The sequence below is a fragment of the Phaeovulum sp. W22_SRMD_FR3 genome, assembly GCF_052113705.1.
Lineage (GTDB): Bacteria > Pseudomonadota > Alphaproteobacteria > Rhodobacterales > Rhodobacteraceae > JBGQOG01.
On sequence record NZ_JBGQOG010000031.1, the window covers coordinates 25,169 to 35,933 of the forward strand.

Here is a 10,765-nt window from a genome sequence, read left to right on the forward strand (position 1 = left end):
GGATATTTCTCCGAAGCAATGAGCCGCTGTCACGCCCCTGCGGTCACGTCGTGGTCATAGACCCAGTCAAAGCGTTTGAGCATGCGCTCCGGCGCCAGTGCATTGATCGCCCGCAACCCCATATGTGCCACCGCGCGCGGCAGGCCGCTCAGGTGGTAGTTGCGCGCATTGCCATTGGCCAGCCCCACCACTTTTGCCACGCGGGCCGCGCGGATCTGCTGATAGGCGGCAAAGGCCGCGGCATCGCTGTCATGGCCCGCCAAAGCCTCGGCCAGGACCCAGGCGTCTTCGAGCGCGAGACAGGCACCTTGTGCAAAGAACGGCAGGGTCGGATGCGCGGCATCCCCCAACAGCACCGCCCCCGGTGCGTGCCAGTTTTTGGCGACCGGATGCCGGAACAGGCCCCAGAGGCCCGGGGCCTCGACCTGGTCCAGCCAGCCGCGCACCTTGGGGCCAAAATCGGCAAAGGCGGTGCGCAGCGCGATGGAATCGTCGGTCAGCGACCAGCTTTCCTCCACCCATTTGTGCCGCTCCTGCACCGCCACGATATTGCGCAGCCCGCCGCCCAACGGATAGCTGACCAGATGCCGCCCCGGCCCCATGAAGACCTGCGCCACCGGCTCGGCATCCGCCTCGGCGGGCAGGAGTGCGCGCCAGGCGGTCTGATGCGTGAAAAACGGTGCCGCGGCCCCGTTGATCGCGGCGCGGAGTTTTGAATGCAGCCCATCGGCACCAATGAGAAGATCCGCTTCCATCTCAACGCCCTGCGCCGTGGTCAGCCGGGGCGGATGCGCGCCGAGCGTCACCTGCTCCACCCGGTGCAACAGGCGGATGGTCACCCCCGCCTCGCGCGCGCCTTCGGCCAGAATGCTGATCAGCCGCGCGCGGTGCAGATAATGCACGTCGCTTTGCCCGGCATGGCGCGGCGGCAACGTCATCCGCAACAGCCGCTGCTCGCCCGGACCGTCCCAGAGTTCAACCGCCCGTCCCTGCGGGCCCGCGCTGTCCAGCGCCGCCCCCAGTCCCAAGGCGCGCAGCACCCGTGCCCCATTGGGCGAGACCTGCAATCCGGCGCCGACTTCGCGGATCGCCTCGGATTGTTCGAGCACCGTCACCTGCGCCCCGCGCAAGGCCAGCGCCCGCGCCACCGCCAGGCCGCCGACGCCGGCCCCCAGCACGGTAATCCTGCGACCCAAAAGCATGGCACCCTCCTGAAACGACACCACCGGAGCCTAACGGCACCGGTGGTGATTTTCCAGCGAAAGCCAAGGGCTTCGCGCCGTTATGACACTTGATCATCCGCGACGGGGAGCGCCCCGCGGCGTGCCGCGCGGCCTGCCCGGGGAGGGTCGAAACCATCGCCACCCCGAAGCCCGGCCTCTCCCGGGATCAGTCCTCGCGGTGCACCCGCTCGCGCCGCTCGTGCTTTTCCTGCGCCTCGAGCGTCATGGTGGCGATCGGCCGCGCGTCCAGCCGTTTCAGGCTGATCTGCTCGCCGGTCATCTCGCAATAGCCGAATTCGCCATTGTCGATCCGACGCAGCGCCGCGTCGATCTTGGAGACCAGTTTGCGTTGGCGGTCGCGCGTGCGCAATTCCAGTGCGCGGTCGGTTTCCTCGGATGCACGGTCGGCAATATCAGGGACGTTGCGCGCCGATTCCGCCAGACCTTCCAGCGTTTCGGCGGATTGTTCGAGCAGCTCATTTTTCCAGGCAATCAATTTGCGACGGAAATATTCCAGCTGCCGATCATTCATGAACGGCTCGTCTTCGGCCGGCCGGTAATCTTCGGGAAGAAACGATTCGGGTTTCATAAGGCGTTCCCTTTGCGGCTCGGGCCGGGCATTGATGTCAGTCTCTGTCATCCGGCACTCTCCTTGCCGCGTCACTTACCCGATGGACAGGAGCTTGTCACTACTCCGTTTTCACGGAATCTGCGCGCAGTGCCCGCCTTGCAGCCCAAAGGCCCCGACGCTAGGCTTTGCCCGACCCTGCCCGAAAGGCCACAGCATGCAGTTCCGCTCGACCGAAAGCTATGTCGCCCCCGCCGATCTGGTGATGGCCGTCAACGCCGCGGTGACGTTGGAGCGGCCGCTGTTGGTCAAGGGGGAACCCGGCACCGGCAAGACGGAACTCGCGCGGCAGGTGGCGGCCAGTTTGGGGCTGCCGATGGTCGAGTGGAATGTGAAATCCACCACCAAGGCGCAGCAGGGCCTCTATGAATATGACGCGGTCAGCCGCCTGCGCGACAGCCAGCTGGGCGATGCGCGGGTGGGCGATGTGCGCAATTACATCCGCAAGGGCAAATTGTGGCAGGCGTTCGAGGCGCCCGGCAAGGTGGTGCTGCTGATCGATGAGATCGACAAGGCCGATATCGAGTTTCCCAATGACCTGTTGCAGGAACTCGATCAAATGGAATTCTTTGTCTATGAGACCGGCGAGACGATCCGCGCCCTGCACCGCCCGGTGGTCATCATCACCTCGAACAATGAGAAAGAACTGCCCGACGCCTTCCTGCGCCGCTGTTTCTTTCACTACATCCGCTTCCCCGAGCCGGAGACATTGCGCGCCATCGTGGAAGTGCATCACCCCGGCATCAGGCAAGACCTGCTGGCGACCGCCCTCACCCAGTTTTATGAGCTGCGCGAGACGCCGGGGCTGAAGAAGAAACCCTCCACCTCCGAGGTGCTCGACTGGCTGAAGCTCTTGCTGGCCGAGGATCTGGGACCCGAGGATCTGAAGCGCGATCCGGCCTCGATGCTGCCCAAGCTGCATGGCGCGCTTCTCAAGAACGAACAGGATGTGGCGTTGTTCGAGCGGCTGGCCTTCATGGCGCGGCGGCAGGGGCGCTGAGACCGGCGGCCCCTGCCCCACGCCCCCGGCGGCGGCCCGTTCGGCGGTTTCCCCCGCCCGGCGGCGCCCGGCGGGCGAAGTTTCGCGCAACGCCCCGGCGGGATGCCGTGAAACGCCGCTTCCCCGGTTACGGCGCAGGCCCGGATCGGCTAGGCAAGGCGTCACGCCCCTCTCCGGCCCGTGGCAGGCCGGGATGCCGCCCGCACCAGCGGGGCGCATCCCACCTGTCAGCGGTCGCTTGTGGACTTGTCTGGCGGGGGCCAGCGACTACAACCAAGGCAGGGAGACCGAGGGAGAGATCATGACCGACGACGCGCTGGTAATTTTCACGCCGTCAGGCAAACGCGGGCGGGTGGCGCTGGGGACCAGCGTGCTGCAGGCCGCGCGGCAGCTGGGGGTCGATCTTGACTCCGTCTGCGGCGGGCGCGGCATCTGCTCGAAATGCCAGATCGCGCCGGGCTTTGGCGAATTTGCCAAGCACGGGCTGACCGTGGCCGAGGATGCGCTGAGCCCGGTGAATGCGGTCGAAGAGCGCTATGACCGCGTGCGCGGGCTGAAACCCGGGCGGCGGCTGGGCTGTCAGGCCTGTATTCAGGGCGATGTTGTTCTGGATGTGCCGCCGGAAAGTCAGGTGCATAAACAGGTGATCCGCAAATCCGCCACCGAACGGGTGATGGAGATGGACCCCGCCAGCCGCCTTTACTACGTCGAAGTGGCCGAGCCGGACATGCACGACCCCTCCTCGGATTTCGACCGGCTGGCAGCCGCGCTGGAAAGCCAGTGGCAGATTTCCGGGCTGGAGGCCGACCTCAGCGTCTTGCGCAAAGTGCAGCCGGTGCTACGCAAGGGCGGCTGGAAGGTCACCCTCGCCGTCTCGCAGGATGGCTATGCCACGCGGCTGATCGATCTCTGGCCGGGGCTGCGCGAAGCGCCGCTGTACGGGCTGGCGATTGATCTTGGCTCCACCACCATCGCCGGGCATCTGGTGGCGCTGGATGACGGGCGGGTGCTGGCCTCCTCGGGGCTGATGAACCCGCAGATCCGCTTTGGCGAGGATCTGATGAGCCGGGTCAGCTATGTGATGATGAACCCCGGTGGCGATGCGGAAATGACCCGCGTCGTGCGCGAGGGGCTGAACACTTTGGCGGGCGTGCTGGCCAGTGAGGCGGGCATCTCCGGCCCCGAAATCGTCGAGGTGGTGGTGGTCTGCAACCCGGTGATGCACCATCTTCTCCTTGGGATTGACCCGGTCGAGCTGGGTCAGGCGCCTTTCGCGCTGGCCACGGGTCAGGCGCTGAACTTCGCGGCGCGTGAGCTGGACCTGCACGCGCTGAACCCGGCCGCCCGCACCTATATCCTGCCGCTGATCGCGGGCCATGTCGGGGCCGATGCCGCCGCCGTGGCGCTCTCGGAGGCGCCGGAACTGCGCGAAGATCTCTCGCTTGTCGTGGATGTCGGCACCAATGCCGAGATCCTTCTGGGCAATTCCACGCAAGTGCTGGCCTGTTCCTCGCCCACCGGCCCCGCCTTTGAAGGGGCGCAGATCTCCTCGGGTCAGCGCGCCGCGCCGGGCGCGATCGAGCGGATCGAGATTGATCCGGTGACGAAAGAGCCGCGGTTCCGGGTCATCGGCTCGGATCTGTGGTCCGATGAGCCGGGCTTTGCCGAGGCGACGGCCAGCACCGGCGTCACCGGCATCTGCGGCTCGGGCATCATCGAGGCGGTGGCCGAGATGCGGATGGCGGGGATCCTCGATGCCTCCGGCCTGATCGGCTCGGCCGAGCAGGTGGGCAGTGAGCGCTGTCAGGCGACGGGCCGCACGCATGAATATGTGCTGCAAGAGGCGGATGCGTCGGGCGCCGCGCGGATCAGCGTGACACAGGGCGATATCCGGGCGATTCAGCTCGCGAAATCTGCCCTTTATGCGGGCGCCCGCCTGTTGATGGATCAGATGGGCGTGGAAAAAGTCGACCGGGTGGTGCTCGCCGGGGCCTTTGGCGCGCATATCAGCCCGAAACATGCCATGGTGCTGGGGATGATCCCCGATGTGCCTCTGGCCGCGGTGACCAGCGCCGGAAATGCCGCGGGAACCGGGGCACGGATGGCGCTGTGTTCCCGCCTCGCCCGGCGCGGCATCGAGCGTCAGGTCCACCATATTCACAAGGTTGAAACAGCAATCGAGCCTAAATTTCAGGAGCATTTCGTGGCCGCAAATGCCATTCCGCATGCCAGCGACCCTTTCCCAGAGCTGGCAAGAATCGTCACCCTTCCCGAGGTCAGCTTTAACGCCAATGGCGGCGGTGCGGAGGGCGGCGGCGGACGCCGCAGGCGGCGCGGATGAGCGCGCCCGATCCCATCGCGGCGCTGCTCACCCGCATCGCTTCCGGCGACCGCCGGGCCTTTGCGCAAATTTATGATGCGGCGGGCCCGAAACTATTCGGCACCTGCCTGCGTATCCTGAGGGACAGGGGCGAGGCAGAGGATGTCTTGCAAGAGGCGATGACCCGCATCTGGACGGGCGCGCATCGGTTTGACCCTGCCAAAGGACGCGGCATGACCTGGGCGATTGCGGTGACGCGCAATCTGTGCATCGACCGGCTCAGGCGGCGCCCGATGGAGAACCGGCCCGGTCAGGATGCCGGTCCCGCGGCGCTCGAGGATCTGGTGGCCCAGACCCCGACGCCCGAGGCCAGCCTTTTGGCGGGCGATGCGGCGGCGCGGCTGACGGCCTGTTTCGGCACGCTTGAGGCGGACCGGGCGGCGGCGATCCGGGGGGCCTATCTCGATGGGCTGACCTATGAGGTGCTGGCCGCGCGTTTCGCGGTGCCGCTGAACACGATGCGCTCCTGGCTGCGGCGGGGGGTGCAGAAATTGAAAGATTGTCTGGGCGAAAGCGTGCCCGGGTGAAGGAGTACCTGCAATGACGGCTGATCGCGATCTGCCCGGTGCTGGCGGCGGCGACGACGGTGGCCTGCCCGAGACCGAAGCCCTGGTGGCTGAATACGTGCTGGGCACCCTGCCGGCAGGTGAGCGCGCCTATGTCGCCGACCGCATCCGCCGCGACAGCGATGTGGCGGCGCTGGTCGAGGCCTGGCAAGAGCGTTTTGCCCCGCTGAACGCCGAATTCCCCGAGGTGACGCCGCCCGCGGCGCTCTTGCCGCGCATCGAGGCGCGGATTTTCGGCACCAACCCGCGCCCGGGCCGCAACTGGTGGCCCTCGGTGCTGGGCGGCAGTCTGGCCGGGCTTGCGGTGGCGGGCGTGGCGGGTTTCCTCGTGCTCTCGCCGCTCAGCCCCTTGTCCGTCGGCCCCGATGGCACGGTGCAGGTGCCCGAACGCCAAACGCTGGCCCGCCTGACCGGAGAGGGACAGGCGCTGGTCGTCGCCGCCCTGCGCGACCCGGAAAGCGGCCAGCTTGTGCTCGCGCGTGCCGAGGGCCCCGCCGCGCCGGACGGGCGCGACTATGAGGCCTGGGTGATCGCACCGGGCGGCGCGCCGGTTTCGGCCGGTCTTTTGCGCGACGGCGATCTGGTGGTGCCTGCCGCTCTGCTGGCACCCGGCGTCACGCTGGCCATTTCGCTGGAACCCACGGGCGGCGCCCCGGGCAGCGCGCCCACCGGCCCTGTCCTTGTGGCGGCCGAGCTGCAATCGCTCTGACGCCTCAATCCCGCAGCAAAGCCAATCCCGGCGCAAAACCAGACCCGGAGCCCGCACAGGCTCCGGGTTTTTCTTTGGGGCCATCGTGTTAATGGCCCCTCCGCGCCCGACATGAACCGGCGGCTGGCCGATGATGCGGACGGGAAACAGCACTCACGCTTTCGTGATGGCGATTTTCCGCAACTTCCCGCCCCGTGCCCTCGTAGCTCTGGGGGCAAGGGAGAGGACGAGCCTTTCCCACCCTTCCGGAGGAAAACCCCAATGATCCGTTTCGCCACGATGACCGCTGCTCTCGCCCTGTCGCTGACCGCTCCGGCTTTCGCCGAAAACCCGATGGTGGGCGGCGCCGCGATGTATGAAGACAAGAACATCGTCGAAAACGCCGTGAACTCGGCCGATCACACCACGCTGGTGGCCGCTGTGAAAGCCGCCGGTCTGGTCGATACGCTCTCGGGCGAAGGCCCGTTCACCGTTTTCGCCCCGACCAACGAAGCCTTTGCCAAACTCCCGGCCGGCACCGTTGAAACCCTGCTGAAGCCGGAAAACAAAGATCAGCTCACGAAGATCCTGACCTGCCACGTCGTGGGCAAAGAGGTCATGTCGGACGCGCTGAAAGGCATGATCATGGATGACAACGGCAAGCACCCGGTCCCGACCCTGGGCGGCTGCACGCTGCAGGCCTCGTATGAAGGCGACATGATCGTTCTGGAAGATGAGATGGGCAACAAGGCCCATGTGACCATCGCCGATGTCAAACAGTCGAACGGCGTGATCCATGTCATCGACGCGGTGATGCTGCCGAAGATGTAAGACCCCGCCCAGCCCCCTGCCCGCAGGCAAAATGCGGTCGGGGGAACGGGGGATGCCCGCCGGTTGGACTGTTATCAGCCCCCGCACTTCCGGTCAGGGCAGCTTGAACGGACCGTTCCCCCGAGCGGTCCGTTCTTCATTGCGCAAAACCCGGAACCGGGCGCAGGCCTCCGCCGCCAGAGAGGGCGAACGAGTGAGAGGCCCGTTTGAGTGGCCTGAGGGAGTGCCCGTGCGGCCCGCCGCAAGACGCGGGGCGGATGAGCGTCACGGAGCCCGGAGATGTGCTGCGCCGATGCGTGCGCCCCGCCACCACGCGCCGTGACCGGCGGCGCCGTTCAGCGCCCGCGACAGGACGCCGGGCCCCTGACAGGCCCCGCCGCAACCCGACCTTGCCAGACCTTGCCTTGACAGACCGAAGCCAGAGTAGACCAGAGCCGAAAGGCACGGCCCACCTGCCCGATGCCAGGATCGGCGCTGCCCCGCGACCGCAGATATGCGCAGGAAGCGGCCGGGCAGAAATTCCCTGCATCCCCGCTTGACGCCGCCCCGCCGCTCGCCTATTCCTCCGGCCAGTCGCGGGTGTAGCTCAATGGTAGAGCAGCAGCTTCCCAAGCTGAATACGAGGGTTCGATTCCCTTCACCCGCTCCAAATTCCCCCGAAAATATAAATGCACGCAATGACTTATCGCCATCGTGCGGTTTTTCGTTTTTGAGGCCTCTGTAGAACAAACGGACATTTGGCGCTGCTTCGGAACACTTCTAACCCTTGAATCCCGAAGAAAATCCCGAAGCTTGTTCATGCTCTGCCCCCATTTCGATAAGACCATTGGCAGAGGATTTTGATTTCAGGAGCCTTGTCGACGGTTCAACAGGATATCCGAGAGCGTTCCAAGACAGGTACCGAGCACGAAAGCGAAGATTGGAACGTACAAGATCATCGCTTTGCCGGCGATTGACCACGCGCCAACACCAACGCCGCTGATCCCAGCGTTATCCACCCGCTTGCCACCGGGGGTCTGATGCGGTGCCTTTCGCACCGCGGTCCGCCTCGATCTGCGATCGACAAAGCGTTGTTTGGTCGGGCAAGGCCACGTCCAAGTCCACCACGTTTGACGGGCTGGCCACCAGTCCGGCCTTGGTGACAAGGACAGCGCCTTCAGAACCTGAAACGTCAAACGGAACTGGACCGCAGCCTCTGAGAATACTTCAGGGCGGCCAGTGCCCATTCCTGCCCCTCGGCCGTGCAGAAGAGAACGGTGCAAGAAACATGGCCACGCCCGGCATTGTCCGCGTGCAGGGGCCGCTCAGCGCCGCCGCTCCACCGCAAGGCCGAGGAAGGTGCCCGCAACGATCAGCCCCGCCCCGATCAGCGCATGCGGCGTGGCGGGTTCGGACAACAGGGCCCAAGCCAGCGCAAAGCCGAACAGCGGCTCGGTCCCCATCAGAAAGGCGACACGCGTGGGGCTGGTGCGCCGGACTGCCGCGTTCTGCACGTAGAAGGCCCCGACCGTGCAAAAGAGTGCCAGAAACCCCACCGCGGCCCAACCCGCAGCACTTGCCGCGACGTAGAGCCCCGCCGGTCCGGATTGCCCGACCAGCAGCGCCAGCGTCAGCCCGGCGACTGTGGCCGCCTGCACCGCCGTCAGCGCGGCGGACGAGAGGGTGCTGCCGTTCATCAGCCTCTTGGTCGAGACCACCATCACCGCGCGCAGGCAGGCCGCACAGAGGACCAGCAGGTCCCCGGCGCCAAGCGCGCCCATTCCCCCCGCCAGCACCGCGACGCCGGTCACCGCGACACAAGCACCCGCGATCACCCCGGCCGGGGGCAGCCGCCGCTGCACTCCGAACTCGAGAAACGGGGTGAAGATCGTAGAGAGCGAGATGATCAGCGCGGTGTTCGTGGCCGTGGTCATCGCCACGCCCCAGGTTTCGGCCTGGAAGATCGCGAAGAGGATGCCGCCGAGCCAGGCAGCCGCCAGCAGGTCCCGCCGCCGGGCCGCGCCGAGGTCGCGGACGGCCAGAGACCCAAGGATCAGCGCGGCCAGCGCAAAGCGGTAAAAAATCAACAGCAACAGCGGCATATGCGCCAGCGCGCCCTTGGCCACCGGGTAGCTCGCCCCCCAGACAATCGCCACCCCGAGCACGGCAATATCCGCCCAAAGCGGTGATCGCCCTGCCCTGAAACTCTCTGATACCGCCATAGCCATCCCCGGATTCCGACCCAATCCTTGCGGGATAGGTCATCCGGCGCCGGGAGATATAGAACGAAAACGCAGTGTCAGCCTTTGGCATAGGCCGCGGGGGTGATGCCGAGGATGGCCCGGAAGTTCCGCCCCATATGGCTCTGATCGGCAAAGCCGGTCTGAGCGGCGGCCTCGGCCGGGGTGAGGCCCGTGCGCAGCAGGCGCTTCACCTGCAGGATCTTCTTTTGCAGATGCCAGGCGTGCGGCGGCAGGCCGGTGGCACGGCGAAAAGCCGCGATGGTCTGCCGCCGCTGCAACCGGGTGACGGCGCAGAGATCATCGAGCGAGACATCCTCTTCGACACGGGCCTCCAGATAGTCGATCGCCTCCGCGATGCGCCCCGCTTCACGCGGCTCGGGCTGCGACAATTGCGGTGCCAGTTCGCGCAACAGCGCCGCCAGCAAGCTCTCCAGCGCCACATCCCGCGACAGTCTTTGCGGGGAATTGTGCAAGACCTCATGCAGCGCCGCGAACCGCGCGGCAAGGCCCGGGCGCGCGTGAAAGGCGGCGCCGAAATCCAGCGTTCCGGTCGGCTCACGGTCCGCGGTATCGGCCAAAAGCGACCGCATCCCGGCCTCGGGGATATAGATCATCCGCTGCCGCCAGCCCTGCGCATCCCCTGCCCCACCATGATGCACATCGCCCGGCCGCATGGTCACCACCGACCCTTGCGGCACGCGGTTCATCTCACCCCGGCACCAGACGGCATGCACGCCACCATCGATCACACCAAAGAGGTATTCATCATGGGCATGCGGCTTGAAGCTTTGCTGGTGGTAGCGCGCGGACAGGGTTTCGATCCCGTAGAGGTCCGGTCTGGACCGCAGGCTCACCTCGTCCTTCGCCTGCTTGGGTCCCGGCTCTTGCAAAGCATCTCACCTGTGTCGGTTGCCCTGGATGGATACTGCGCGGACAGTCGGCGGTCAAACTTGGATATGTTCATGAACTGCCCGAAGCGCCCCAGCCGTGGCACCCTACGCCGCGCGATCCGATCTTGGAAAATGCGAATGCATGCCGCCATGCCGAGACCTGACGCACCTGTTCGCCCTAAACTTGGTAATCAAGCAAGGTAGACCGTAACAGCGCGGAGCTTTCTACCATTCGGACGGACCAACCGCGTTGGTGCTTCCGGCCGAGGCTGTGTGAAAACGCTGTTCTGTGGTAAGCTTCCGCAAGGCAGCGGGAGACCAGGATGGCGGGCTTCAT

The 10,765-nt window shown here is 66.1% G+C and carries 9 protein-coding genes and 1 tRNA gene; 6 read left to right on the forward strand and 4 right to left on the reverse strand.

Annotation, left to right across the window (positions count from 1 at the left end; genetic code table 11):
- Positions 1-29: 29 nt before the first annotated feature.
- Positions 30-1,202 (reverse strand): FAD-dependent monooxygenase, encoded by a 1,173-nt coding sequence (locus ACEN2S_RS21955; protein WP_441870523.1) that lies wholly within the window; start codon positions 1,200-1,202, stop codon positions 30-32.
- Between the two features lie 187 nt (positions 1,203-1,389).
- Positions 1,390-1,812, reverse strand: coding sequence for an RNA polymerase-binding protein DksA (dksA, locus tag ACEN2S_RS21960; RefSeq protein ID WP_441870543.1), 423 nt, complete (start codon positions 1,810-1,812; stop codon positions 1,390-1,392).
- A gap of 196 nt (positions 1,813-2,008) precedes the next feature.
- Here dksA and ACEN2S_RS21965 point away from each other — a divergent pair, with 196 nt between their 5' ends.
- From ACEN2S_RS21965 to ACEN2S_RS21990, 6 genes are all read left to right on the forward strand, one after another.
- Complete coding sequence (locus ACEN2S_RS21965; protein WP_441870525.1) at positions 2,009-2,851, forward strand: AAA family ATPase; 843 nt, start codon at positions 2,009-2,011, stop codon at positions 2,849-2,851.
- Between the two features lie 301 nt (positions 2,852-3,152).
- Positions 3,153-5,192 carry an ASKHA domain-containing protein gene (locus ACEN2S_RS21970; protein ID WP_441870527.1) on the forward strand — a complete coding sequence of 680 codons (2,040 nt, stop codon included), beginning with the start codon at positions 3,153-3,155 and terminating at the stop codon, positions 5,190-5,192.
- Positions 5,189-5,758: a sigma-70 family RNA polymerase sigma factor gene (locus ACEN2S_RS21975; RefSeq protein ID WP_441870529.1), complete on the forward strand. Its 570-nt coding sequence runs from the start codon at positions 5,189-5,191 to the stop codon at positions 5,756-5,758. The genes ACEN2S_RS21970 and ACEN2S_RS21975 overlap by 4 nt, the downstream gene beginning before the upstream one ends.
- 13 nt (positions 5,759-5,771) lie before the next feature.
- Positions 5,772-6,506, forward strand: a complete 735-nt coding sequence (locus ACEN2S_RS21980) for an anti-sigma factor (RefSeq protein ID WP_441870531.1) — start codon at positions 5,772-5,774, stop codon at positions 6,504-6,506.
- Between the two features lie 261 nt (positions 6,507-6,767).
- Positions 6,768-7,316: a fasciclin domain-containing protein gene (locus tag ACEN2S_RS21985; protein WP_441870533.1), complete on the forward strand. Its 549-nt coding sequence runs from the start codon at positions 6,768-6,770 to the stop codon at positions 7,314-7,316.
- Positions 7,317-7,891: 575 nt separating this feature from the next.
- A tRNA-Gly gene (locus ACEN2S_RS21990) sits at positions 7,892-7,965 on the forward strand.
- Between the two features lie 655 nt (positions 7,966-8,620).
- Here ACEN2S_RS21990 and ACEN2S_RS21995 read toward each other — a convergent pair.
- Both ACEN2S_RS21995 and ACEN2S_RS22000 read right to left on the reverse strand, forming a co-directional pair.
- Entirely contained in the window at positions 8,621-9,517 is an 897-nt protein-coding gene (locus ACEN2S_RS21995) for a DMT family transporter (protein WP_441870535.1), read from the reverse strand.
- Positions 9,518-9,594: 77 nt separating this feature from the next.
- Positions 9,595-10,392, reverse strand: a complete 798-nt coding sequence (locus tag ACEN2S_RS22000) for an AraC family ligand binding domain-containing protein (RefSeq protein WP_441870537.1) — start codon at positions 10,390-10,392, stop codon at positions 9,595-9,597.
- Between the last annotated feature and the right edge of the window lie 373 nt (positions 10,393-10,765).

Coding starts and splice junctions, on each gene's coding strand:
- ACEN2S_RS21980 (WP_441870531.1), top strand. CDS start 5,772: ATGACGGCTGATCGCGATCTGCCCGGTGCTGGCGGCGGCGACGACGGT.
- ACEN2S_RS21965 (WP_441870525.1), top strand. CDS start 2,009: ATGCAGTTCCGCTCGACCGAAAGCTATGTCGCCCCCGCCGATCTGGTG.
- ACEN2S_RS21970 (WP_441870527.1), top strand. CDS start 3,153: ATGACCGACGACGCGCTGGTAATTTTCACGCCGTCAGGCAAACGCGGG.
- ACEN2S_RS21985 (WP_441870533.1), top strand. CDS start 6,768: ATGATCCGTTTCGCCACGATGACCGCTGCTCTCGCCCTGTCGCTGACC.
- ACEN2S_RS21975 (WP_441870529.1), top strand. CDS start 5,189: ATGAGCGCGCCCGATCCCATCGCGGCGCTGCTCACCCGCATCGCTTCC.
- ACEN2S_RS21995 (WP_441870535.1), bottom strand. CDS start 9,517: ATGGCGGTATCAGAGAGTTTCAGGGCAGGGCGATCACCGCTTTGGGCG.
- dksA (WP_441870543.1), bottom strand. CDS start 1,812: ATGAAACCCGAATCGTTTCTTCCCGAAGATTACCGGCCGGCCGAAGAC.
- ACEN2S_RS21955 (WP_441870523.1), bottom strand. CDS start 1,202: ATGCTTTTGGGTCGCAGGATTACCGTGCTGGGGGCCGGCGTCGGCGGC.